This window comes from Campylobacter concisus (assembly GCF_902460575.1).
GTDB classification, from domain to species: Bacteria; Campylobacterota; Campylobacteria; order Campylobacterales; family Campylobacteraceae; genus Campylobacter_A; species Campylobacter_A concisus_AW.
In genome coordinates this window covers 714,457-739,477 of the sequence record NZ_CABPUY010000001.1, presented here as the reverse complement: position 1 = coordinate 739,477, position 25,021 = coordinate 714,457, and the positions used below count along the sequence as shown (strand labels likewise).

Sequence of the window (25,021 nt, the reverse complement as noted above, 5' to 3'; positions counted from 1 at the left end):
ACTTAAACTTTATGAGCCGTAATATTACAAAAACAAAACTTTGTTTCAAATAAAAACACTAAAAATTTAAATTGCCTATAAAAAATTCTTGGCTTAGAAAAATGAAAGTTTTTTTATGCTATCTTTGAAAGAATTTAATTTATTCTTAATCTTAGGTTTTCAATGATAAACGAGAAATTTTCAAAGATAGGCTTTGTTCTTGCGATGGCTGGTTCTGCTGTTGGTCTTGGCAATGCCTGGAAATTTCCTACAATGGTGGGAAATAACGGCGGTTCGGCATTTATTATTTTATATTTGCTTCTTACATTTGCTATCGCGTTTGTGGCGTTTTTAGCGGAGCTTAGCATCGGAAAACTTGGCGAAAGCGACATCGTAAGCTCTCTTTATAAGCTTGCTCCAAAAAATAAAAAAGCTTGGTCGCTCTCTGGCTTTTTCATGATCGGAGCGATACTTATAGCTTCATTTTATATGGTTGTTATTGGCTGGATTTTAAAATACATTTATCTTAGTTTTTCGCCGCTTTTATCTGACACAAAAGCGGCAGGCGAGCAGTTTAATACGCTTTTAGCAAATGATCTAATGAGTGCCGTGCTTTGCTTTAGCTTAGTCTTTTTGATAGTCTTTTTTGCCGTTTCAAAAGGCGTAAAAAGTGGCATAGAAAAGCTAAATATATGGATGATGCCAAGCCTTTTTGTCTTGCTAGTTTGCATGCTTTTTTACGCACTTAGCATGGGAGATGGCTTTGTGAAGGCGGCTAAATTTTTATTTGTGCCAAATTTTAGTGCGATCACGCCAGATGTTGTCTTGCAAGCTCTAGGCCTTGCGTTTTTCTCGCTATCTATGGGCGTTGGCGTCATACCAACATACGCTGCAAATTTACCAGAGCGCACAAATTTAATAAAATCAACGCTCTCTATCATCTTTATAAACATCTTAATAGGCATTATGATGGGGCTTGTTGTATTTACCTTTATATTTGCTTATGGGGCTGACAGCACGGCAAGTGGCCCAGGCCTTATCTTTATCTCACTTGTCACACTTTTTGCAAAGCTTGGCATCGTTGGCAACGTTATGGCGGTAGCATTTTTCATATCGCTCTTGTTTGCTGGCATTACGAGCGCGGTTTCGATGATCGAGCCTTTTGCTTATTATTTGGTTAGGAAATTTGAAATTTCAAGAAAAATGGCGCTTCTTTACATAGGTGCCTTTGTCTATATCTTGGGCATCTTTTGCATACTTTCATATTATTCAGACACATCAAGTGCTTTTAGCGTTTGCGGTAAGCCATTTTTTGACGCGCTTGACTTTCTCACATCAAATATCATGATGCCAATAGGCGCTATCGTGTTTAGCTTTTTTGTTGGCTATAAGCTTAAAAAAGAGAGTTTATATCTGCTCTTTGGCGATTTTATGGGAAGAGCATTTTTTGAAATTTGGTACTTTTTCTTAAGATATGTCGTGCCAGTTGCCATTTGTGCGATAATGATCTACCAGATGGCAGGTAAATAATGGCAGAGAGATTTAGTAAAATTGGCTTTGTCTTATCGATAATTGGAGCGGCTATCGGCCTTGGCAACGCATGGAAATTCCCATACATGGTCGGCAGCAACGGCGGTTCGGCATTTATCCTTATATATCTATTTTTTGCCTTTGCTGTTGGTCTTAGCATATTTTTTGCTGAGATGGCGATGGGTAAAATTTCACGTCTTGATACGGTTGGAGCGTTTAAAAGTCTAGCTACAAAAGGGGCAAGCTCTTGGAAATTTGCCGGCGTTATCATGGTGACTGGGCTATTTATCGCTTCGTTTTACACGCTCATCATTGGCTGGGTTTTAAAATACGTCATTTTAAGCTTTGGCGAGCTGCCTAAAGATATGGCAAGCTCAGAGACGCTTTTTGTAAATTTCACTTCAAATGGCATAGGTGAGCAAATTTTATACTTTAGTATCGCATTCTTTGCCTACTTTTTCATCCTTACAAAAGGCGTAAAAAGTGGCATCGAGCGCATAAATGTCTATCTCATACCAGCTCTTTTTATCCTGCTTTTGCTTATGCTTGGCTACTCTTTTGGCATGGAGGGCTTTGATAAAGCGGCTAAATTTCTACTAGTGCCTGATTTTTCAAAGATAGATCAAGCAGCTGTTTTAAATGCTCTTGGACTTGCCTTTTTTACGATGTGCGTTGGTATCGGCTGCATCCTTACTTACTCATCAAGTCTAAGTGATGATACAAATTTATTTACCTCTTCGCTCTACGTCGTCTTTGCAAACATAATAATAAGCGTCATCATCGGCCTTATCGTCTTTACATTTACATTTGAGTTTGGCTCAGAGCCATCAAAAGGCGCAGGGCTTGCTTTCATCTCGCTACCAACGCTATTTGCAAAGCTTGGCTTGCTTGGAAATTTCTTGGCATTTACATTTTTTATATCACTTTTTTTTGCTGGCATCACCTCGGTTATCTCGATGGTTGAGCCATTTATATTTTTCTTAAGCAAAAGCCTAAAATTTAGTAGAAACAAATCGATCCTAATCGTTGCTTGCGTGGTTTATGTTTTAGGAATTTTATGTGCATTAAGTGGCACAAACGAATTTAAAGATGCGCTTACATTTTTTGGTAAAAGCTTTTTTGACCTGCTTGATTATCTCAGCTCAAATATCATGCTCCCACTTGGTGGCATCTTGCTTGCGATCTTTGTTGGCTACTTTATGAAATTTGAGCTTTTAAAAGAGCTATTTGTGCCTTATATGGGCAAGGTTGTATTTAAAATTTGGTATTTTTTAATTAGATTTGTGGCTCCACTTTTAGTTCTGGTGGTGTTAATAAGGGAGATCTCATAATATGGCAAAAGAACAATTTTCTAAAATAGGCTATGTCCTAGCAGTCGCTGGATCGGCTGTCGGACTTGGCAATGCATGGAAATTTCCATACATGGTTGGTGAAAACGGCGGTTCGGCGTTTATTATCCTATATCTTTTGATAACTTTTCTAGTCGGCGTGCCTATCTTTATGGCAGAGCTTAGTATCGGCAAGCTTAGCGAGAGCGACAGCGTCAATGCTTTTAGAAAGCTAGCAGCTAAAAATAAAAATTTATGGCAGCTGGTTGGAATTTTAGCCATGGTCACAGCAGCTATCATCTCGTCATATTACATCGTGATCATCGGCTGGGTCTTTAAGTATTTTGTCCTATCTTTCTCTGGCTTGCCAAGTGATATAGATAGCTCAAAAGTGATATTTAACGATCTTTTGACGCATGGTCTTGGCGAGCAGACGCTTTATTTTGTTATAGCATTTGCAGCTTGCTTTTACATCCTTTCAAAAGGCGTAAAAAGTGGCATAGAAAAGCTAAATGTTTGGATGATGCCAAGCCTATTTATCATGGTTTTGATCATGCTTATATTTTCTATGACGATGGATGGCTTTTCTAAATCAGCCGAGTTTTTGCTCATCCCTGACTTTAGTAAAATTTCATTTAACTCGCTCTTGCTAGCTCTTGGACTTGCATTTTGGACGCTTTCTCTTGGTATGGCAGCGATCATTACCTATTCAGCCAGCCTAAGCGATGATACAAATTTAGCCACTTCAACGCTTAGTATCGTTTTTATAAACATCGCGCTTGCTATTATGATAGGTCTTGTTATTTTTACCTTTATATTTGAATTTGGAGCTACTCCGTCTCAAGGACCAGGTCTTGTCTTTATCTCGCTACCAACGCTATTTGCTAAGCTTGGTGTGATAGGTCAAATTTTAGCTGTAGCGTTTTTTGCTGCGCTCATCTTTGCTGGTATCACATCAGCGATCTCTATAGTTGAGCCATTTGCATTTTTCTTGATCAGAGAGTATGGTATGAGTAGAAGAAAGGCTCTTAGCATAGTTGGAGCTGGGATTTTCATAGTGGGATTTTTATGCCTTTTATCAAATATAGAAAATGTTGGCGATAAATTTATGCTCTTTGGTAAAAATTTCTTTGATTTTCTTGATTTTACCGCTTCAAATATCTTGCTACCAATTAGCGGCATCGGCGGAGCGATATTTGTTGGATATTTTATGAAAAGAGATGCTTTATATGTGCTATTTAGCCCATATATGAGCGATTTTGTATTTAATGCTTGGTATTTTTTACTAAGATATGTAGCACCAGTTTGCGTGCTTATCATCATGATAAATGAACTATTAAAGGTTTTTAATGGATAAGATTGAGAGATTTTTTGACAAGGCTGGCGATATAGTCGGCTATATTTGTATGTTTATTATGGCTTTGATGATAATAGACGTATTTTTTAACGTTGTGGCAAGATACTTTTTCTCTTACGGCAATGTTGCATTTCAGGAGCTTGAGTGGCACTTTTTTGCCGTGATATTTCTACTTGGCATGAGCTATGCTCTAAAAGAGGACGCGCACGTCAGAGTTGATATCTTTTATGCTAAATTTTCAGAAAGACAAAAAGCCCTTGTAAATATGCTTGGCACTGTATTTTTTGTCATACCATTTGCGCTTTTGGTTTCAAATTTATCATTTGGATTTGTAGGAGATGCTTATAGCTCAGCAGAAGCTAGCGCGGATCCAGGCGGTCTTACTCACAGATGGATCATAAAAGCGATGATCCCTGTTTCATTTTATGTGCTTGTGTTTTTTGCGATCGGCTTTTTTATAAAAAATTTAAATCGCTATAAGAAAGCTAGTAAGGAGAAAATATGGCGGGATTAATAATGTTTATAGCCGCGCTATTGATGCTTGGCATTGGCTTTCCAGTGGCATTTACCTTTGGTGCGGTTGCGATGATATTTGGCATGGTTGGCAGCGTTGTAGAGAGCCTTAGCGATGGCGATGGACTGCTTGGCAGTATAGAAGTTTTTAAAGATATGTTTAACTTCATGCCTTATAGAATTTTCTCTATCATGGATAGTAGAATTTTTATAGCAGTTCCACTCTTTGTCTTTATGGGCGTCGTGCTTCAAAAGTCAAAACTAGCTGAGAGACTGCTTGAGAGTATGGGTATGCTCTTTGGAGAAATCAGAGGCGGTATCGCGATAAGCACCATTTTGGTTGGTGCGCTTCTTGCAGCATCAACTGGCGTCGTAGGAGCTAGCGTCGTTGCTATGGGCGTTATAAGCCTGCCTGTTATGCTAAAGTATAAATATGATCAATCCCTAGGTTGCGGTACGATATGCGCTGCTGGTACGCTTGGTCAGATCATCCCTCCTTCTATCGTGCTTATCATCTTGGGCGATATCTTTTCGGTGCCAGTTGGCGAGCTTTTTCACCAAGCTGTTGTGCCAGGACTTACGCTAGTTGGTGTTTATATAGTTTATATTTTGATAGTTGCTTATCTTAAACCAGAGGTCGCTCCTATCGTAAAAGATGAGAGTGGTGTTAGTAAATTTAAGCAGATCATTAGAGCGCTAACCGCGATCTTCCCGCCACTTTTGCTAGTTATTTGTGTGCTTGGCTCTATCTTTGCAGGTATCGCTACGCCGACTGAAAGTTCAGCATTTGGCTGCGTTGGTGCTATTATCCTAGCAATATTTTATAGGACGTTTTCATTTTCTATGATGAAAGAGGCCTTGGCTGAGAGCGTAAAAACTACAGCTCTAGTCTTTGCCATACTTGTTGGTGCGACTGCCTTTTCTATGGTCTTTAGCTACACTGGAGGCGATGAGATAGTTGAAAATTTCATGACAAATTTACCAGGCGAGAAGTGGGGCTTTATCATCTTTAGTATGGCTGTTATCTTTGTGCTTGGCTTTTTTATCGATTTTGTCGAAATTTCATATATTGTGCTTCCTATCTTGGTGCCAATCGCCGCAAAACTTGGCATAAACCCAGTCTATCTAGCGATCTTGGTTGCTATGAATTTACAAACTTCATTCCTAACGCCGCCATTTGGATTTAGCTTATTTTTCTTAAGATCAGTCGCACCTGCTGAGATAAAAACAGCTGCTATTTATAAAGGCGTGGTGCCTTACATCATCATCCAAGTGGCAGTTTTGATCTTTTTCTGCGTATTTTTAATGGAGATAAAGCCGATGCTTGATGCGAGCCACGGCGGATTATTTAACTTCTTACTCTCACTTTTTAAATGATATAAAAGTTTTTGGTTGTAAAATACCAAAAGCAAGCAAAATGGCTAATTTGAGTTTCTGCCCAACTTAGCCATTTTTTATGACCGCTTTTTAGTAAATTTATAAATTTAATGAGGTGAAATATGGCAAAGAAATTTATCGATGTTATGGATACGACCTTTAGAGATGGCTTTCAGTCGGTTTATGGCGCTAGAGTGCTTATGAACGACTTTTTGCCCGCGCTTGAAGCAGCCAAAGAGGCTGGCATAGAGCATTTTGAATTTGGCGGAGGAGCGAGATTTCAAAGCCTTTATTTTTACCTAAATGAAGACGCTTTTGCGATGATGGATAAATTTAGAAGCATCGTAGGACCAAAAGCAAACCTTCAAACCCTAAGCAGGGGCGTAAATACCGTTACACTTGATACTGGTAGCCGCGAGCTAATCGACCTTCACGCAAAACTTTTCAAAAAACATGGAACCACTACCATTAGAAATTTTGACGCGCTAAATGATGTTGAAAATTTAAAATATTCAGGCGAGAGGATCGCTCATCATGGGCTAAAACACGAAGTCGTCGTTACTATGATGGATCTGCCTAGTGGCTGTGTGGGAGCTCATGACGTTAAATTTTATGAGAAAATTTTAAGAGAAATTTTAGATGCAAATATCCCTTATCACAGCGTTTGCTTTAAAGATGCAAGTGGCACAAGCAGCCCACAAAAGGTCTATGAAACCATAAAAATGGCTAGAAAATTGTTACCAGAAAAAACTCATATCAGACTTCACACGCATGAAACCGCAGGCGTAAGTGTGGCTTGCTATCTTGCAGCGCTTGAGGCTGGTGTCGATGGCATAGATCTAGCCGCAAGCCCAGTAAGTGGTGGTACAAGTCAGCCAGATATCTTAACCATGCTTCACGCAGTAAAAGGCAAAGACTACGATCTTGGCGGCCTTGACGTGGAGAAAATTTTAAAATACGAAAGCGTTTTGAATGATTGTTTAAAAGAGTATTTCTTACCGCCTGAAGCTGTGCAAGTAAGCCCTCTAATACCATTTTCACCGATGCCAGGTGGTGCACTCACTGCAAATACCCAGATGATGAGAGATAACAATATCTTAGATAAATTCCCAGAGGTCATCCTTGCTATGCGCGAAGTGGTGCAAAAGGGCGGATACGGCACTTCAGTAACCCCTGTTAGCCAGTTTTACTTCCAACAAGCCTTTAATAATGTAATGTTTGGCAAGTGGAAAAAGATCGCTGAGGGATACGGCAAAATGGTGCTTGGCTACTTTGGCAAGACCCCAGTTACGCCTGATAAAGAGATTATTAAGCTTGCTAGCGAGCAGCTAGGCTTAAAACCAACTACAAAACACGCAGTTGATATAGCTGATAAAGATGAGAGCAAGTCACTTGCGCATGTAAAAGAAATTTTAAAACAAAATAAGATCAAAGTTACCGAAGAAAACGTCTTTATAGCAGCAGCTTGTAAAGAAAAGGGCATCGCGTTCTTAAAAGGCGAAGCCAAAGTAAATGTAAGAAAAATCGATCCAAATGCTAAAGCAAATGATGGCAGACAAACTCAAAGCGGTAGATATAGCGTCGTCGTAAATGGTAGCCGCTACAATGTCGAAGTAAGCGAAGGTTTTAACGACAGCATCCAAGTAAAATCAATCACCGAAGTTGAAGGCAAGAGTGTAAAAAATGCCAAAAGCGCAGCAGCAGGCGCAACAGAAAATGATATCGTTGCAAGCTTGCCAGGCGCTGTGCATAAAATTTTAGTAAGCGCAGGAGATCATGTCAAAAAAGGTCAGGCCATAGTCGTGCTTGAAGCGATGAAGATGGAGATAGAGGTTAAAGCCCCAAAAGAAGGCATCATAGGCTCTATCGAGGTTAGCAAAGGTCAAAGTGTCGCGAACAATCAAGTGGTGGCTAGATTTAAATAATTTTGCCACTTTTAAAAAGATAGTGTTAAGCGAAATTTGATTAACATTTTGATGACTTTTAGGTCAAATTTATAAAGAAACGAAAATTTAAAAGGAAACAACATGATAAATAAGCTAGACGAGCTAGGTCTAAAAGAGATCAAAAAGATAAATCACAATCTAAGCTACGACGAGCTTTTTGAGCTTGAAAAAGCAAATAACGAGGGCAGAGTCTCAAATAACGGCACATTTATGGTTGATACTGGAATTTTTACAGGAAGAAGCCCAAAAGACAAGTACTTTGTCAAGCAAGATCCAAGCCAAAAATACATCGCTTGGGGCAAGATAAATCAGCCTATCACAAAGGAGCTATTTGACAAGCTTCTTAAAAAAGCAAAAGATCAGCTTAGCGGCAAGGAAATTTTCATCCAAGACGCATTTTGTGGAGCTAGCAAAAAGAGCCAAAAATCAGTCCGCTTCGTCACTGAAGTAGCGTGGCAAGCGCACTTTGTAAAAAATATGTTCATCCGCCCAAGTGAAGCAGAGCTGGCTAAATTTGAGCCTGATTTTGTAGTATATAACGCCTGCAAGACAAAAAATGAGGACTATAAGGCTGATGGGCTACACTCAGAGGTATTTGTTATCTTTAACGTCGAGGAAAATGTCGCAGTGATCGGTGGCACATGGTATGGCGGCGAGATGAAAAAGGGTATTTTTTCTATGATGAACTACTGGTTGCCACTTGAGGGCAAACTAAGCATGCACTGCTCTGCAAACGTAGGCGAGAATGGCGATACGGCGCTATTTTTTGGACTATCTGGTACCGGTAAAACGACACTTTCAACCGATCCAAAACGCAAACTAATAGGCGATGACGAGCACGGCTGGGACGATGATGGCGTGTTTAACTTTGAGGGTGGTTGCTACGCAAAATGTATCAACCTTGATCCAAGCAGCGAGCCAGAAATTTACGCAGCGATCAGGCGTGATGCGCTACTTGAAAACGTCGTGGCTGATGAAAAGGGCGTGGTTGATTATAAAGATGGCTCAAAGACTGAAAACACACGCGTGAGCTATCCGATCTATCACATCGATAACTACGAACCAAGCTCAAGTGCTGGTCATCCAAAAAATATCATCTTTTTAAGTGCTGACGCTTTTGGCGTGCTTCCTCCAGTTGCGAAGCTCACAAAAGAGCAGGCGATGTATTATTTCTTAAGTGGCTATACAGCAAAAGTTGCTGGCACAGAGCGCGGTATCACTGAGCCAGTAGCAACATTTAGCGCTTGCTTTGGCGAGCCATTTATGCCACTTCACCCAACTGTTTATGCAAAACTGCTTGGTGAGAAGATCGATAAACACGGCGTTAATGTCTATCTAGTAAATACAGGCTGGAGCGGCGGTGCTTACGGCGTTGGCAAGCGCATGAGCATAAAAGCAACACGTGCTTGCATAAATGCGATCCTTGATGGTAGCATCACAAAATGCGAATTTGAAAATTTTGATAAATTTAACTTCGCTATCCCAAAAGAGCTTGATGGTGTAGAGACAAAACTGCTAAATCCAATAAATACATGGACACACCCAGCTGAGTACAATATTTCACGCGACAAGCTGGCTAAAATGTTTGTTGAAAATTTCAAACGCTACGAAGATGTAAAAGAGGGCGTTGAGTACGCCAAAGCTGGTCCAAAAGCTTAAAATTTATAGCCTTGTAGGTAAATCCCCGCAAGGCTTTTTAAAATTTAAACTATCAAATAGTAAAAATTTTAGAGCTATAAAATATAGCTCTTTTTCAAATTTCTAATATAAAATTTAAAACATTTTGCGAAATAGCTCGGTCAAATTTAAATAGACTTTCTAAAATTTCTAACCAAAAGCCACTCTTTATAAGCCTGAAAAATTTAATCGCCTGACATCAGAAATTTTAATATAAGTAATCTTTGTAGTTAAAATTTAAAATTTAGCCAAAACGCACCAGCTAAATTTAAATCAAAATACTAAATGCCACTAGACTTTCTAAAACTTCTCGCTATAAAACCACACTTATTAATCTCTAAAAATCACCCATCAGATATCAAAAAATTTAATACAAGCGATCTTTGTAGTTAGAGCTAAAATTTAGCCAGGTATCTGGCTAAATTTAATCAAAATACTCTCTTTTCTAGTCCAAATTCTACGCCAGCTTTTGCTAGCTCAAATGTCGCATCTATAAATTTATACTCGCTGCTAATAAATGGTAAAAACATCGGTATCTCGGTGCAGCCTGCGATATAAACGTCAGCTTCAATGTTTGAAAGCACTTCGTAAAACACTGGCACATACTCTTCTAGCTTGCCAGCTTTGACACCTTTGTAGATGCACTCCATGATGACATCTTGCGTCTCTTTGCTAAAATCCACGCTTTTTAGCCCGCGCTCTTTTAAAATTTGATCATAAACGCCAGCCTTTTTTGTGCCACTTGTTGCGATGACAGCGATATTTTTAGCGTGCGGATATTTCTTTTGCAAGGCATCTATGGTAACTTTTGCAATGTGTAAAATTTTCACTCCAGCCTCTTTTTCGATACTTGGGGCAAAGTAGTGAGCTGTATTACAAGCCATTAACATCGCCTCGCAGCCAGCATTTTTTAAAAGTTTAGCACTTTGAATTAGCTTTGGAAGCGGACTTTCTCCCTCACCCATGATAAATTTTGTCCTATCTTCTATCTGTGCGTATGAGTCGATAACGATGTGTAGGTGCTCTTGATCGCAAGTTGCTGGGGTTATATCGATGATCTTCTTGTATAAATCAGCCGTGGCAAGTGGTCCCATGCCGCCTATGATGCCTAATGTCTTCATAACTCCTCCAAATTAAAATTTTCAATAATTATAATATTAGTTTCTATATTTAAAAATAAAATTTCTAAATTTTCATTGGGTATTGTAAAAATAGGGGATAAGCACTTTAAGTTTTGAAGTAAATTTTAAGATAAAAAGGGGCGATTTGCCCCTTAAAAAATTCTATTATGAGTGGAAGTGAAATTCGTCTGGATGATCTAGTGCATATCTAAATTTCTCCATATCGACCTTTTTATCCCAGATAGATACGATCATGCAGCCAACGGCATTACCGCAAAGGTTACCAACAGCACGCATCTCTGACATAAATTTATCAACGCCAAGTAGCACAGCCACGGTGACGACTGGTATGCCAGTGCTTGGAAGTGCGCTTAGTGTGCCAGCAAGGACGACAAAGCCAGATCCCGTAACGCCAACAGCGCCTTTGCTTGTGATCATTAGCACGATTAGTATGCTTATTAGGTGCTCAAAAGTTAGCGGGATATTAAATGCTTGCGCTAAGAAGATAACGCTTAAGCTTAGATAGATGTTTGTGCAGTCAAGGTTAAATGAGTAGCCAGTTGGGATGATAAGGCCAACTGCGCCTCTATTTATGCCAGCTGCTTCTAGCTTTTGCATAAGTGGTGCAAGGGCTGTCTCGCTCGAGCTTGTCGCAAAAACGACCAAGACCTCTTTTGATATAAAGCGCATAAATTTAAAGACATTGACTTTGGCAAAGTAGCAAATGACGCCAAGCACGACAAAGATAAAAAAGCAGCTTGCAAGCGCCATAACGACAAGAAGCTCCATCATACCAAGAAGCGTTCCGATACCAAATTTACCGATCAAGTAAGCCATCGCTGAAAAGGCCGCCACTGGGCTAAATAACATAAGCCAAGTAAGTAGCTTTAAGACGTAGTGCTGGATAAATTCAAGCGGTTTTAGGCAAGCTTGCTTTTTGTCATGAGCAAGTAGTGAAAGCACGATGGCAACGACTATCGCCATGAAAAGCACTTGAAGTGTGTTTGACTTTATAAATGGATCAAGTATATGCACGTAAGGGAAGATGTCATCTACTGGCACAGCGCCTCTTAAAAGATGAAGTGTGTGTGCTAAAAAGCCACTATTTGCGTCCATATTTCCAGCTTGAGATGTAAATTTAGCCACGCTTGAGGCGTCAAGCTGAGTGTAGTCAAGGTTCATGCCATGTCCTGGACGAAGCGTCTCGCCAAAGATGATACCAACAGCAAGAGCGAGCGTACTAACTATCTCAAAGTAGATAAACGCCTTAAGTCCGATGGTGCCAAGATCTTTTAAGCTCTCAAGTCCGACGATGCCTGAGACGATCGTTAAAAAGATGATAGGGCCGATTAAAATTTTAAGGGCTTTTATAAAATAATCAATGCCTGGCTTGCTCGCTATGCCAAGCTCAGGTGCCACCATACCGACGATAACACCGCCAACTATACCTATCACAACCCAAATGGCGAGATTGGTAAATAGTCTCACAAAGAGACTTTTTTGCGATTTTGCACTCTCCATAAATTCCCCTTTTATAGGCTCTCTTTGATCTCTGCAGAGAGGATCTTGTCGCCTTGTCTGATAGCATCAAGCACCTTTAAGCTCTCATCATCAGCGCACTTTCCAAAGACTGTATGCACGCCGTCAAGATGAGGTTGCTTGCTGTGGCAGATGAAAAACTGCGATCCGCCAGTGTCGCGACCTGCGTGAGCCATGCTAAGGCTACCACGCTCGTGTTTTACCTTTTGGTTGTCGCATTCGCACTTTATCCTCCAGCCAGGACCGCCTGTGCCTGTGCCATTTGGGCAGCCGCCTTGGATGACGAAATTTGGTATAACTCTGTGGAAATTTAGACCATTATAAAAGCCTGTTTTTATCAAATGGACAAAATTTGCAACAGCTTGCGGTGCATCCTCGGCAAAAAGCTCAAGTTTGATATCGCCTTTTTCTGTCTTTAAAACCGCAAATTTATCTTTTTTTAGCTCGTCTAAATTTATATCATAAACTTTTAACTCATCAAAACGCATGTTGCTCCTTTTTACTCGATATTTGTATAAACTGCTTGGACGTCATCGTCGTCTTCTAGCTTGTCAAGAAGCCTCTCAACCTCAAGCATTTGCTCTTCATCTAGGCTCACGGTTTGATTTGGCAAGTACTGAAGTGAAGCTTTTTTAACTACTAAATTTAGCTTCTCTATGCCTTCATGAAGTGTGCCAAAATTTGCGTAATCGCCATAAACAAATAGCGCGTTTTCATCTTCTTCGATGTCACTTAGTCCATAATCAATCAGCTCAAGCTCGATCTCTTCGATATTAGCACTTGGTTTTTCAAGCTCAAAAACGCTCTTTCTTGTAAACATAAAGCTAAGGCTGCCGCTTGGTAAAATTTCTCCGCCATTTTTGCTAAATATCGCTTTTACATTTGCAACCGTTCTTGTTGGGTTGTCAGTAGCGCACTCAACGATGATTTGCACGCCGTGAGCTGCTTTGCCGTCATAAAAGATAGTCTTGATATCTGCGCTATCTTTGCCATTTGCTCTTTTTATAGCCGCATCAATGTTATCTTTTGGCATATTTTCAGCTTTTGCTGCTGCGATGGCTGCACGAAGTTTTGGGTTCATATCTGGATCACATCCGCCATCTTTTGCCGCTACTGTTATAGCCTTTGCAAGTTTTGGAAATACCTTGCTCATCTTATCCCATCTAGCTTCTTTTGCTGCTCTTCGGTACTCAAATGCTCGTCCCATAAATATCCTTAAATAAATTTTTTACGGATTATAACTAAAAAAATTTTATACTTTTTTAAAACATTTTTAGTTTGCCTGCTAAAGCGCCTGATTTGCAAATTTGAAAATAATATTTGGTAAAAATTTAAGCTAAAGGCATATAATCATACTCATGATAAAAAATGCTCAAAAACAAGATGCAAAAATCTGCATAAAACTACTAAATTTAGCGATGGAGGACATCGCCTACAAGCTAAGTGGCTACGACGATCCTGCAAAAAGCAACGAAATTTTAGAGAAATTTTTTCAAAGCGAGACAAACAGGCTTAGCCATAAAAATGTCTATGTCTATAAGCGTGACGACGTGATCATCGCTGCGATGTGCGCTTATTTTGGTGGCGACGTAGAGCAGCTTGATAGAGAAATTTCTCAGCATCTAAAGGCGCTTGGCAAAGATGCCAAGGTAGAAAAAGAGTGCTTTGATGATGAGTTTTATATAGATAGCATCGCTGTAAATGAGAAATTTAGAAGGCAAGGGCTTGCAAAAGAGCTTATCTTGCACTCATTTGCCAAAGCAAAAGAGCTAGGACATAAAAAGGTCTCGCTGATAGTTGATGTAAATAAGCCAAAAGTTCGTAAATTTTACGAGAGCCTTGGCTTTAAATTTAACACCAAAAAGATCATAAATTTACACGAATACGACCACATGATAAAGGAGATAATATGAAAACGTTTGAGGTAAATAATGTGCATTGCCAAAACTGCGCAAATACTATAAAAAACGCACTTGAGGATGACTTTGGCGAGATAAAAGTCGATCTTAGCAAAGAGCCAAGGCAAGTAAGCCTTGATATAAAAGATGGCGATGTTGAGAAATTTAAATCAGAAATGGCTGATCTGGGATTTGACGTTATAAAGGAGCTTTAATATGCCTTTAAAAGTCAAGCTAAATATAGCGGGAATGAGCTGCGTAAATTGCTCAAACGCTATCGAGAAAGTTTCCAAAAAGATAGATGGGGTGCTTGAAGCAAATGTAAATTTCGCAAACGCAAGCGGTGAGTTTGTCCTAAAAGACGCCAGCGTGCGTGAAGCTTTAGAGCAAAAGATAAAGAAGCTTGGCTACTTCGTGGCAGCCGACATCGATGAGTATGAGGCCAAAAGAGACGAGCACATAACTGCGATCAGAAATAAATTTATATTTGCATTTATAGCAAGCATCGTGATAATGGCGCTTGAGATGTTCGCACCTCAGAGCTTGCTAGTAAATTTACTCATGCTAGTTTTAGCATTTTTGGTGCTAGCTTTTAGTGGCAAAGACTTCTTTGCTCACGCCATAGAGGCTGTTAAAAACAAAAACTACGATATGAACGTGCTTGTAGCTCTTGGAAGTGGCAGTGCGTTTTTATACTCGCTTTTTGTTGTGATCTTTTCAAATTTCATCCCAGATGATCTAAAAAACGTCTATGTCTCGGGCGCAGCGATGATCATAGCCTTTGTTTTGCTTGGCAAGTACCTTGAAGAGCGCTCAAAGGCAAAGGCAGGCGACTACCTAAAGACGCTACTTAAAATTTCACCAAAGACCGCCTTTTTGGTCATGCCAGATGGACAGAGCAAAGAGGTAAATGTAAATGAGCTAAAAGTAGGCGACATCGTCATCGTAAAAAATGGCTACAACATCCCAAGTGATGGCGTGATAGTTCAAGGTGGCGCTGAGATAGATGCTTCTATGCTTACAGGAGAGAGCTTGCCAGTTTATAAAGAGGTGGGAGATAGCGTATTTGCCGGCACTTTAAACACAAATGGCTATATAAGCGTCAAGGTGACAAAGAGTTCTTTTGAGAGCTTGCTATCTCAAATTTTAAGCTTGTTAAGCGACGCTAGCTCTAAAAAGATGCCTATCGGACGGCTGGCTGATAAGATAGCAAACATCTTTGTGCCAAGCGTCGTGGCGATCTCAGTTCTTACATTTTTAATATGGATAATTTTTAGTGGAAATTTCGCCTATGCGATCTCTAGCGCGATCTGCGTGCTTATCATCTCATGCCCATGCGCACTAGGACTTGCCACGCCAATAGCAATCGTAAGCTCCCTCTCGCGTGGCGCTAAGGCTGGGATTTTGGTGAAAAATCCAGAGGTTTTGGAGCTTATAAAAGATGCTAAATTTGTAGCATTTGATAAAACTGGCACGCTAAGTAAAGGGCTAATTAGCGTCAAGAGTTCAAATTTAAGCGAAAAAGAGTTAGAACTAGTGGCATCTGCTGAAAATTTAAGCGAGCATCCGATCTCAAAAGCGATCGTAAGATACGCAAAACAAAATTACATAAATTTACAAAAGCTAAATGGCAAATTCCAAAACGTAGTTGGTCAAGGCATCGTCTATGAAGACGAGAGTAACAAGATAATAATAGGTAACGAAAAGCTGCTCGCAGCAAACGATATCTTGCTAAATGAAGCAGATAGTGAAGCGATAAAAGAGGCTGCAAATGATGGAAGCGGCGTCATACTTTGTGCGCTAAATCAAAAATTTAGCGGCTTTTTAACACTAAGTGATGAGCTAAAAAATGAAGCAAATGACGTTATAAACGAGCTTTCAAGGCTAAATTTACAAAGTGTGATCCTATCAGGCGATGATAAAAAAGTAGTGGCAAATATCGCTAGCAAGCTAAATGTGAGCGAATACTACGCAAATATGCTGCCTGAGGATAAATTTAACAAGGTAAAAGAGCTCATGAGCCGAGGTGGCGTGATCTTTGTGGGAGATGGCATAAACGACTCGCCATCACTTAAAGAAGCAAGCGTTGGCATCGCTATGAACTCAGGCTCAGACATCGCTAAAGGCGCTGGCGATATCGTGCTTGTAAAAAATGACTTACGCGGCGTAAGTGGGCTTGTAAAGCTTGCAAATGCGACTATTGCTAACATAAAAGAGAATTTGTTTTGGGCATTTATGTATAACGCCATTTGCATACCAGTGGCTGCTGGCGTGCTGTATCCGGTATTTGGACTGCTTTTAAGCCCAGTTTATGGCTCGATGGCGATGTGCCTAAGCTCGGTTACTGTCGTGCTAAATGCACTTAGACTTAGATATTTGAAGCTTAAGGATTAAATTTGAGACTTGGAGAGCTTTACAGCGTCGTAGCGGCTGCACTTGCTACAAATTTTGATGGTATCTTGGGTGTCTCATCTTTTATGCGCATCAAAAAGACAAATGCGTGGATAACTCAGACAAAGAGCGATGCGAACATAAAAGGAAATGAGCTTTACGCTAAATTTATCAAAGATGAGAGTAGTGCGGCTCTGTGTGATGATTTTGTCATTTTGAAGGCAAAATTTGAAGCAAGCTACTATTTTTCAAGTGCAAAAGATGATTTGGCGCAATTTTACAAGGCTATAAATTTTGAGCCAAAAATGGGCGAGATTGATAGCATCTCAAATCAGCTCATTTTGATAGCAAATATCCTAAAAAAAGAGGCGACAAAAGAGTCTATGCAACTTCTTGCTGCTTTTAGCCTCTCTTTTTTCTTACCTTATGCTGAGCTTCTCGTAAAAGAGCTTGAGCAAAACGCTAGCAGTAACTTCTATAGGTCAATGGGATATTTTTTAGAGGATTTTTGTTTGGTTTTAAAAACTATTATCGGTAAGGCTTAGTCTTAAGCCTGTACCATTTCTGTCATCTGAGTTTTAATACTTAAAATGTTATTCTGAATGCTTGATTGTTCTAAATTTAGATGATGAAGCATCTGCATAGAATCACGATCTTTCAAGTGCTGGATGCTTGAAATTTGATCAGCTATATCGCTTCTTTGATCTTGTAATTTTTCTAAATTTTTTTGTAACTCTGTGACATCTTTTTTTCTAATAATTGTAGGTTTTTGTCTAACTTCTTCTCTTTGTTCGACATGCACATCATTACTTCTAACGATATCTTTTGTACCATAGCCAGAAGATACTAATATGCTGGTTTTAGCGCTACTTGATGATATAGATGTGTAGCCGTTATGATAGAAAACATTTGAGTTCATATTTGCATCTATTTGCATATCGTCCTTCCTTTTTAGTTTATTTCTTCATTTAAAACTATATCGGCAATAAATCAAAAAACTTGAAATAGTTTTTAAAAAGTTGCTGGGCGAATTATATTTTAATAACCTTAAATGTAAATTATATATATAACTTTTTTACTACTCTAGCATAATTTTTATATTACATTTCTATTTTTAAAGCAAAAATTTATTTTATAAAAAGCTCTTAAAAAGCCTAGTTAAGCACCATTTTGTTAAAATCACGCAAAATTAATCAAAGGCAAAGCTATGAAAAAAGATGAAAACGCGCATAAAAAGATGTGGGAGGGCAGATTTAGCGAGGCTAGCTCGAATTTGCTCGAGGAATTTAACGCTTCTATAAATTTTGATAAAAATCTTTTTGAAGAGGATATTGCTGGCAGTAAGGCGCACGCTAAAATGCTTGGAATTTGTGGAATTTTGAAAAAAGATGAGTCAGAGGCGATTATAAAAGGGCTTGATGAGGTTTTGGCTGAGATCAGAGCAGGTAAATTTGCTTTCAAGATAGAGGACGAGGATATCCATATGGCCGTTGAAAAGCGACTTAGTGAGATCATCGGCGCCGAGCTTGGCGGCAGACTACACACAGCTAGAAGTAGAAATGATCAAGTCGCACTTGACTTTAAATTTTATGTATTAAAGAAAAATTTAGAAATTTCATCTCTTATAAAAGAGCTCATCGCCACGCTTACAAATTTGGCCAAAAACCACAAAGATACGCTAATGCCAGGCTACACGCACCTTCAGCACGCCCAGCCAGTAAGCCTTAGCTACCATTTGCTAGCGTATGCTTTTATGTTTAAGAGGGATTTTGAGCGATTTGTTAGCTCGTATGAGCGAAACAACCTAAGTCCGCTTGGCTCAGCAGCCCTTGCAGGCACGCCTCATAAGATAGATAGGAGTATAGTGGCTAGCGAGCTTGGCTTTGCAGGCTGCACGCAAAATGCGATGGATAGCGTGAGCGACCGTGACTATGCGCTGGAGATTTTATTTAACATTAGTGTTTTTATGACGCACGCTTCTAGGCTTTGCGAGGAGCTCATACTCTGGAGCTCGCAAGAATTTGGTTTTGTAAGCATTAGTGACGCTTACAGCACGGGTAGCTCCATCATGCCACAAAAGAAAAATCCAGACGTCGCTGAGCTCATACGCGGCAAAACTGGGCGTGTAAATGGAAATTTAGTAGCGCTGCTAACTACGATGAAGGGCTTGCCGCTTGCTTACAATAAAGATATGCAAGAAGATAAAGAGGGTGTTTTTGATAGCGTTGCGACCATTTTAAGCTCGGCTACTATCCTAAATGAGATGATAAAAACGGCTAAATTTAATGAAAAAAATATGCTAAAAGCGACAAAAACAGGGCATCTAAGTGCCACTGATCTAGCGGACTATCTAGTGCGTGAGAAAAATATCCCATTTAGAACGGCACATTTTATCACTGGCAAAGCTGTGGCTAAGGCTGAAAGTTTGGGACTTGATCTAAGCGAGCTTAATAAAGAGCAGCTAAAAAGTGTCGATGAAAATTTAGATGAAAATGCCATTAAATTTCTAGATCTGCACGCTTCAAAAGAGGCTCGCACTTCAAAAGGCGGCACGGCAAATAGAAGTGTTGAAGAGCAAATTCAAATTTTAGACGACTGGCTTAAGTAAAAAGAGTTATAATTACGTAAAATTTACAAATTTTAAAGGATGAAAAATGTTTTTTGACAGCAAAAGCAAAGAGCTTGGTAGTAAAAATGAAGCTTTAGAAAGAGAAAATGAAGCTTTAAAGGCTGAGATTTTAGCACTTAAAAATGAGCTAAAAAATGCCAAAACTTGCGAGCCAAAAGAGCAAGCTAAGGATAAGCAAGAGGCTGTAAATTTGCTGCTTACTAGCTATCAAGATGGTATGAATTTCTTACAATCAACCATCGAAGAAAACCTAAAAATGCTTGAAAATATAAACCATTTAAATGAAAAAACCTTCAAAGAAACAGGCGAGCTAAAGTCTCAAACGGCTGAAATTTTAAGCTCGATCGAGCAAGTAAGCCAGATGAGCGGCGATCTCTCAAATGACGCCTCTTCGCTTGATGGAAGCGTAAATTTTATCGTTGAGATCATAAATCTCATAAAAGATATCTCAGATCAGACAAATTTGCTAGCGCTAAATGCTGCTATCGAGGCAGCTCGTGCTGGCGAGCATGGACGAGGCTTTGCTGTTGTGGCTGATGAGGTTAGAAAGCTTGCTGAGCGCACGCAAAAGGCTACACTTGAGGTTGAAGTAAATATAAATGGCCTTAAGCAAAGTGCAAACACAATGATCGAAATGAGCGAGAATTTCTCTAAAATTTCAGCAAATGCGATGCAAATTTTAGGCGGTTTTGAGGGCAACATCTCAAGCGTAAATGCCAACACACAAAACATCTAAATCAAGCCCTAAACGTCACAAACGAAGTAAATGTAAGTAACGGCAAGATAGATCACATCAACATGAAGCTAAATGGCTACCGAGGCGTGCTTCTTGGCGAGATAAATAAAATTCAAGACGTGCATGAGTGTAGATTTGGCAAGTGGTATGAAAAGGATGTGAAAAATACCATCATCAAAGATCCAAGAACCCTCTCAAGCATAGCTGCGCACCATGAAAATGTCCATCACGGACTAGATAAGGCTATGGCGATTTTTGCTGACAAAGATAAGGGACATTTAGCAGGTGTCGAGATACTAAAAGATGTTGAGTACTCAAGCAAAGCAGGCTTTGAAGAGCTACTTGAAGCGGTAAAAGCTGCTAGGAAATAAACAAATATAAATGGCTGGATTTCTAGCCATTTAGACGCAACTACCTTATCTCATACCTTTTTGAAACTACGTGGTAGTAAAAGGCTCCAATGAAAAAGAGGCTTCCCATAAAGGCTGCGATCATCTCCACGCTTAGTCCAAGCTCGTATAAAAAGCCGATCGCAAATGAGATAAGCGCGCTAAATCCAAGAAAAACCATATCATTATACGCGATCACTCTGCCGTAAAACTCTTTTTGGCAGTTTTGCTGAAGTAGCGTGTAGGTGTAGCTCCAAAGGCTTGACGTGCAAAATCCAGCAAAGATGATACCAATTAGCGAGAGATAAAAATTTTGCAAAGAGAGCGCCCAGATGATGATGCCAACTCCTTGACCGATATAGATGTAGATGAGCGTTTTTTTATTCATAAATTTACTAAGCAATGCTGGCGCAAACATAAGCGAGATCGACCTTGAGGCGTTTAATAGCCCAATAACTAGCGAGGTTGAGAGTAAATTTGCGTATTTATAGTCGGCCAAAAGCGCGATCAGTGCGTCATAAGCTGTGATACCAACAAAGGCGTGCAAAAATATAAGATGCACGATGAGCCTATTTTCTTTTAGATATTTAAGCCCATTTTTTAGCATTTTTAGAGGTTTTTCTATAAATTCTGGCTTTAGTTCGTCTAGCTTTAAAAGATATAAAAAGCCAAAACTGCAAAGATAAAGAGCTCCGTCGAGCAAAAAGGCGCTTTTGATGCCAAAAAAGTGTATATAGACGCCTGCAAGCCCCATGCCAGCGGTGTATGAGACTGCCCAGATGATAGAGTGGATCTCGTTTGCAAGCTTTAGGTTCTCTTTGCTTAAAATTTTTGGCAGCACGCTCATTTCAACTTGAAAATACATCCCGCCAACGCCGTTTCTAATAAAAATTATGAGCAAAAGCAGCCATAAATATTCAAGCGAATTTATAAAAAGCAGCATAAAAACACTTACTGTCTCAACCGCCATCATGATCACAAGCATAGGTTTTGGGCTAAATTTATCCACCAAAATGCCACTAAATGGAGCGATGACAACACCTGGGATAAATGCCATCGCCGCACTTAGCGTGAGCGCCCAAACAGGAGCGTCAAGCGAGATAAGTAACGTAAAGATGCCTGTGTGCGAGAACCACACACCAAAGTAGCACATGAGCTGGATGGTGCTTAAAAGGCGGAAATTTCTCTCATCCTTTAAAAGCTTAAGATACTCTTTCAAACTACTGGTTCCACATCAGAGTTATCTGCTCTATTTGCGCCTCGTCTGGTATCTGGCTTAAGTTTGTTATCTCTTGTGCGAGCGGATTTTTAAGCTTTATGAGCATGTCGTGGCTGTCTATTTTTAGATAGATATTGTTTGCGTCGCTTTGAAATTTAGAGATAACAAGTGCGTTTTTTATATCTTTAAAATTTGACTTTAGGCTGATGTTTTCTGGAGTTTTAAACTCATTTGAGTAAATTTCGATGCTTGTAATGATGCCATTTAGTAAGGTGTATTCAAAAATTCTCTCGTTTTTACTCGTGACGATGTAGCTATTTTCTTTTTTAGTATTGTCTCTTTTTATGTTTTTTGCGCCGTAAAATTTCATCACATCAGCATTTGCTGACTCGTTTGTAAGTTTTGCAAAAAAGCCCTTGCCAAAGAGGCTAGATCTGCCTTTTTCTCTTTTGTAGTGTCCGCTTATGTGAGCGTTTTTGCAAATTTTATCGTTTGCGATTACGAAGATGTCGTTAGCAGTTTTATGCACGCTTAAAGCCACGCCTTTTTCGTCCAAAAGGTAAAAAATGCCCTTGTCGTAAAGCAGCTCTGAGTTAAATTTACAAAGTGGTGAGCCATCTTTTAGCGATGAGTAAAAGCTTATCTTTGCGCCGTTTTTGCTAGGCACAAGCACAAGCTCTAAAAAGCCATTTTTGTCTTTAAATTTAGAAAATCTAGCAAAAAAACTATCTTTATAAGCCTTATTTACTGGCTCGTAGTTATAAATTTGAGCTAGCACGCCAACTCGCTTATTTTTCTTATCATCAAGCTGAAGAAGTGAGTTTTTGTTTGGCACAAAGTAGCTTAGTGCGCCACTTTCATCTTTTAGCACGATAGCGCTCTCATCGACATCGAAAGTGCCGCCTTTTTCTACCAAGGTAGCAGCCTTATCCATCGTAAGCATAGTTTTTGTGTAGGTTTTGTCTTTATTTAGAGTTAAGATAGTCTTCACGCCCTCGCAGTTTGAGCATGGCAAGGTCGTGTAGTAGCTCGTGTAGATAGAGTTTGAAAGTATTAGTTTTTCTGGTTTTTTGGGTTTTTCGTCTCTAAGAAGTGGTTTTTCTTCTTTTGATTTTTGTGTTTGCTCTTGGTTTTGTGGCTTTAAATTTTCATTTTTCGCGCAGCCAATGATGAAAAATGAGATAAGTATGGCAAAAAGATATTTCATTTGCAACTCCTTAAAAATTGCAAAATTATATCATTTTGCCTTTAAAATTTATTTTACGCGTTTGAAGATGTATTTGTCTTTTAGCTCGCCAGTGACCTCTTTTTGATCCATGTCAAGCATCTTTAGGCTCTCTCCCTCGATCTTATAAAAGCTCTTCTCTTTATACTCATCAACGGTTGTGATAATGCCGTTTTTGACTGAGTATTTGCCCTTGCTAACGGCTTTGTAGTTGTCTTTTGACTTGTAGTTCATCACACTTTCAAATGTGCCGTCTTTTTTAAGCGTAAGGGTTGAGTCTATACCCATGCAGCTAGCGCAAGGTAAAAACGCCTTGTAAGTACCCTCGATGTTGCTTACTGGAGCCATGCAGCTACCTTTTACTTCACATTTGCCTTGTGGGACGCTTGCGCTTTGGTTTGACGTAGCGCAACCTGCTAAAAGTAGAGCCGCACTTAGTGCAAAGATAAAATTTTTCATGCTGATCCTTTTTAAAAGATAAAATTTAAAAATGTATTATAATACTTAAGAAAATAACAAATTATAAATTAAAGGAGAGAATATGCAAGTTGAAACATTTGGCGTTTTAGTCGTTGTTTTGGTTATTTTTGCATTTTTGTTTTTAAAAGCTGGCATTAAGATCGTTTCGCAAGCAGATAACTTGCTGATCGAGCGACTTGGTAAATTTCACAAGGTGCTTGACGGGGGATTTCATATCATCATCCCATTTGTCGATCAGATAAGAGCGATCATAACTATAAAAGAGCAGCTTGTTGATATCACAAAACAGCAAGTCATCACAAAAGATAATGTTAATATAAGTGTTGATGGCATCGTTTTTTTAAAGGTATTTGACGCAAAAATGGCGGTTTATAACGTAGATAACTACAAGCGCGCCATTGCAAATTTAGCCATGACAACGCTTCGTGGCGAGATAGGCGCTATGAACCTTGATGATACGCTAAGCTCTCGTGACCGCCTAAATGCCGCACTTCAAGTGGCTCTTGGCGACGCAGCTGGCAACTGGGGCGTAAAGATCATGCGTGTGGAAATTTCTGAAATTTCTGTCCCACTTGGCATCGAAGAGGCGATGAATATGCAGATGAAAGCTGAGCGTGAAAAGCGCGCGATAGAGCTAAAAGCTTTGGCTGAAAAAGAGGCACTAATCCGCAACGCAGAGGCACTAAAACAAGAAAAAGTGCTTCAAGCAGAGGCGATAGAGCGTATGGCTGATGCGAAAAAATACGAGCAAATCGCCATTGCAACGGCTCAAAAAGAGGCTATGGATATGATAAATGACAGCATGAGCAAAAACGCAAATGCGGCTGAATTTTTGCTTGCGCGCGACAGGGTCGGGGCGTTTAGCGAGCTAGCTAAAAATAGCTCAAAAGATAAAATTTTAGTCCCTTATGAGGCGGCTGAACTCATTGGCTCGCTTAGTGTCTTAAAAAATTTCTTAGCTAAGGATAAGGCGTGATAAGTCCTTTTATAATGATAGCCATAGGCGCGCTCTTGTGCGTGGCTGAGCTTATGCTATTTTCATTTTATCTGCTCTTTTTTGGCGTCGCTTTTATCATCGTTGGGGCGATAAATTTTGGCTTTAATTTTGAGTGGAGCTTTCAAATTTTAGCTGTCCTAGTACTTGCCTTTATCTTGCTTGTGCTCTTAAAAGCGCCGTTAAAGAGTAAATTTATGGCTAAAAAAGAGAGCTTTAATGAGGAATTTTTAGATGAGCCAGGCGTTGGCGAGATCAGAGAAAATATGGTCTATTTTAAAGGCACTCTTTGGAAGTATGACGGAGCGCTAAAAAATGGCGAAAAAGTGCAAGTTTTAGGCACTAAAGGCGACAAAGTTATATTAAAATAAAGTGCCATTTGGCACTTTATCTATTTTGCGTGGGCTGGGCAGCCTGCTGGCATTTGCCCATGCATCGCCCCTTGCATGCCGTGATGAGGGCAGCTTGGCATATTTTCTTGCATCATTTTTTGATGATGAGCACATCCGCAACTTGCACCTTGTGGCTCAGCTGGCTTTGGCTCGTTTTTAGCACAACCAACTAAAAATAATCCGCAGATAACGGCAAATATCACCTTTTTCATAACTCTCTCCTTTAAAGAATTTCTCACATTTTAGCCTTTAAAAATTAATTTTTTATAACGCCTGATTTATCATATTTAAAAGCATTTTT

General features: G+C 39.6%; 24 protein-coding genes and 1 pseudogene. 16 read left to right on the top strand and 9 right to left on the bottom strand.

Translation table 11 applies throughout. The annotated features are described in order from the left end of the window. The first annotated feature begins 162 nt into the window (after positions 1–162). The 7 genes from F3G76_RS03675 to pckA all read left to right on the top strand — a co-directional run bounded on the left by F3G76_RS03675 (position 163) and on the right by pckA (position 9,689). Positions 163–1,509, top strand: a complete 1,347-nt coding sequence (locus tag F3G76_RS03675; protein ID WP_149705955.1) for a sodium-dependent transporter — start codon at positions 163–165, stop codon at positions 1,507–1,509. Continuing rightward, positions 1,509–2,840: a sodium-dependent transporter gene (locus F3G76_RS03670; protein ID WP_149705954.1), complete on the top strand. Its 1,332-nt coding sequence runs from the start codon at positions 1,509–1,511 to the stop codon at positions 2,838–2,840. The genes F3G76_RS03675 and F3G76_RS03670 overlap by 1 nt, the downstream gene beginning before the upstream one ends. Position 2,841: 1 nt before the next feature. Further along, the gene (locus F3G76_RS03665) at positions 2,842–4,194 is read left to right on the top strand and encodes a sodium-dependent transporter (protein ID WP_021089637.1); all 1,353 of its coding nucleotides are present in this window, start codon (positions 2,842–2,844) and stop codon (positions 4,192–4,194) included. Beyond that, positions 4,187–4,708 carry a TRAP transporter small permease subunit gene (locus tag F3G76_RS03660; protein WP_103632533.1) on the top strand — a complete coding sequence of 174 codons (522 nt, stop codon included), beginning with the start codon at positions 4,187–4,189 and terminating at the stop codon, positions 4,706–4,708. The genes F3G76_RS03665 and F3G76_RS03660 overlap by 8 nt, the downstream gene beginning before the upstream one ends. Continuing rightward, positions 4,696–6,084 (top strand): TRAP transporter large permease, encoded by a 1,389-nt coding sequence (locus F3G76_RS03655; RefSeq protein ID WP_149705953.1) that lies wholly within the window; start codon positions 4,696–4,698, stop codon positions 6,082–6,084. Before F3G76_RS03660 ends, F3G76_RS03655 begins: the two co-directional genes overlap by 13 nt. Positions 6,085–6,206: 122 nt before the next feature. Continuing rightward, the gene (locus F3G76_RS03650; protein ID WP_149705952.1) at positions 6,207–8,009 is read left to right on the top strand and encodes a biotin/lipoyl-containing protein; all 1,803 of its coding nucleotides are present in this window, start codon (positions 6,207–6,209) and stop codon (positions 8,007–8,009) included. A 105-nt stretch (positions 8,010–8,114) separates the two neighbouring features. Then, positions 8,115–9,689, top strand: a complete 1,575-nt coding sequence (gene pckA, locus F3G76_RS03645) for a phosphoenolpyruvate carboxykinase (ATP) (protein WP_188116300.1) — start codon at positions 8,115–8,117, stop codon at positions 9,687–9,689. A gap of 446 nt (positions 9,690–10,135) precedes the next feature. On the opposite strand, the gene cuyB is transcribed toward pckA, so the two are convergent. From cuyB to F3G76_RS03625, 4 genes are all read right to left on the bottom strand, one after another. Continuing rightward, positions 10,136–10,828: a cysteate racemase gene (cuyB, locus tag F3G76_RS03640; RefSeq protein WP_012001368.1), complete on the bottom strand. Its 693-nt coding sequence runs from the start codon at positions 10,826–10,828 to the stop codon at positions 10,136–10,138. Positions 10,829–10,993: 165 nt separating this feature from the next. Next, a complete protein-coding gene (locus F3G76_RS03635; protein WP_149705950.1) occupies positions 10,994–12,349 on the bottom strand; it encodes a cation:dicarboxylate symporter family transporter in 1,356 nt (451 codons plus the stop codon). Positions 12,350–12,360: 11 nt separating this feature from the next. Further along, the gene (locus F3G76_RS03630) at positions 12,361–12,855 is read right to left on the bottom strand and encodes a peptidylprolyl isomerase (RefSeq protein ID WP_012001370.1); all 495 of its coding nucleotides are present in this window, start codon (positions 12,853–12,855) and stop codon (positions 12,361–12,363) included. Positions 12,856–12,866: 11 nt separating this feature from the next. Further along, on the bottom strand, positions 12,867–13,574 hold the full coding sequence (locus tag F3G76_RS03625; protein ID WP_012001371.1) for a YebC/PmpR family DNA-binding transcriptional regulator: 708 nt from the start codon (positions 13,572–13,574) through the stop codon (positions 12,867–12,869). A gap of 151 nt (positions 13,575–13,725) precedes the next feature. Here F3G76_RS03625 and F3G76_RS03620 point away from each other — a divergent pair, with 151 nt between their 5' ends. From F3G76_RS03620 to F3G76_RS03605, 4 genes are read left to right on the top strand one after another with little or no spacing between them, the layout of a single operon-like run. Then, positions 13,726–14,280 carry a GNAT family N-acetyltransferase gene (locus tag F3G76_RS03620; protein ID WP_149705949.1) on the top strand — a complete coding sequence of 185 codons (555 nt, stop codon included), beginning with the start codon at positions 13,726–13,728 and terminating at the stop codon, positions 14,278–14,280. After that, positions 14,277–14,480, top strand: a complete 204-nt coding sequence (locus F3G76_RS03615; RefSeq protein WP_004317198.1) for a heavy-metal-associated domain-containing protein — start codon at positions 14,277–14,279, stop codon at positions 14,478–14,480. The genes F3G76_RS03620 and F3G76_RS03615 overlap by 4 nt, the downstream gene beginning before the upstream one ends. Before the next feature lies 1 nt (position 14,481). Beyond that, entirely contained in the window at positions 14,482–16,659 is a 2,178-nt protein-coding gene (locus F3G76_RS03610; RefSeq protein ID WP_149705948.1) for a heavy metal translocating P-type ATPase, read from the top strand. 2 nt (positions 16,660–16,661) lie between these two features. Continuing rightward, positions 16,662–17,201: an oxidoreductase gene (locus F3G76_RS03605; protein WP_149705947.1), complete on the top strand. Its 540-nt coding sequence runs from the start codon at positions 16,662–16,664 to the stop codon at positions 17,199–17,201. Between the two features lie 2 nt (positions 17,202–17,203). Here F3G76_RS03605 and F3G76_RS03600 read toward each other — a convergent pair whose 3' ends face one another. Then, positions 17,204–17,593: a hypothetical protein gene (locus F3G76_RS03600; RefSeq protein ID WP_149705946.1), complete on the bottom strand. Its 390-nt coding sequence runs from the start codon at positions 17,591–17,593 to the stop codon at positions 17,204–17,206. Between the two features lie 270 nt (positions 17,594–17,863). Between F3G76_RS03600 and argH the strand changes: the two genes are divergently transcribed. The 3 genes and pseudogenes from argH to F3G76_RS11090 all read left to right on the top strand — a co-directional run bounded on the left by argH (position 17,864) and on the right by F3G76_RS11090 (position 20,392). Next, positions 17,864–19,264 (top strand): argininosuccinate lyase, encoded by a 1,401-nt coding sequence (argH, locus tag F3G76_RS03595; protein ID WP_149705945.1) that lies wholly within the window; start codon positions 17,864–17,866, stop codon positions 19,262–19,264. Positions 19,265–19,721: 457 nt separating this feature from the next. After that, positions 19,722–20,021 (top strand): annotated as a pseudogene (locus tag F3G76_RS11095) (methyl-accepting chemotaxis protein); the annotation flags it as partial. Positions 20,022–20,083: 62 nt separating this feature from the next. Further along, positions 20,084–20,392, top strand: coding sequence for a CZB domain-containing protein (locus tag F3G76_RS11090; protein WP_223227402.1), 309 nt, complete (start codon positions 20,084–20,086; stop codon positions 20,390–20,392). 40 nt (positions 20,393–20,432) lie between these two features. Here F3G76_RS11090 and F3G76_RS03585 read toward each other — a convergent pair whose 3' ends face one another. Genes F3G76_RS03585 through F3G76_RS03575 form a run of 3 tightly spaced genes read right to left on the bottom strand, consistent with a single transcriptional unit; the run spans position 20,433 to position 23,313 of the window. Further along, positions 20,433–21,629, bottom strand: a complete 1,197-nt coding sequence (locus tag F3G76_RS03585; RefSeq protein ID WP_149705944.1) for an MFS transporter — start codon at positions 21,627–21,629, stop codon at positions 20,433–20,435. Between the two features lies 1 nt (position 21,630). After that, positions 21,631–22,836, bottom strand: coding sequence for a copper resistance protein NlpE (locus tag F3G76_RS03580; RefSeq protein WP_103567666.1), 1,206 nt, complete (start codon positions 22,834–22,836; stop codon positions 21,631–21,633). A 48-nt stretch (positions 22,837–22,884) separates the two neighbouring features. After that, positions 22,885–23,313 carry a copper resistance protein NlpE gene (locus F3G76_RS03575; protein WP_087581100.1) on the bottom strand — a complete coding sequence of 143 codons (429 nt, stop codon included), beginning with the start codon at positions 23,311–23,313 and terminating at the stop codon, positions 22,885–22,887. Positions 23,314–23,395: 82 nt separating this feature from the next. Here F3G76_RS03575 and F3G76_RS03570 point away from each other — a divergent pair, with 82 nt between their 5' ends. Then, on the top strand, positions 23,396–24,310 hold the full coding sequence (locus F3G76_RS03570; protein ID WP_021089647.1) for an SPFH domain-containing protein: 915 nt from the start codon (positions 23,396–23,398) through the stop codon (positions 24,308–24,310). Continuing rightward, complete coding sequence (locus F3G76_RS03565) at positions 24,307–24,699, top strand: NfeD family protein (RefSeq protein ID WP_149705943.1); 393 nt, start codon at positions 24,307–24,309, stop codon at positions 24,697–24,699. Before F3G76_RS03570 ends, F3G76_RS03565 begins: the two co-directional genes overlap by 4 nt. A 20-nt stretch (positions 24,700–24,719) precedes the next feature. Here the strand turns inward: F3G76_RS03565 and F3G76_RS03560 are convergent, their stop codons facing one another. Continuing rightward, positions 24,720–24,932, bottom strand: a complete 213-nt coding sequence (locus tag F3G76_RS03560) for a hypothetical protein (protein ID WP_103617023.1) — start codon at positions 24,930–24,932, stop codon at positions 24,720–24,722. Between the last annotated feature and the right edge of the window lie 89 nt (positions 24,933–25,021).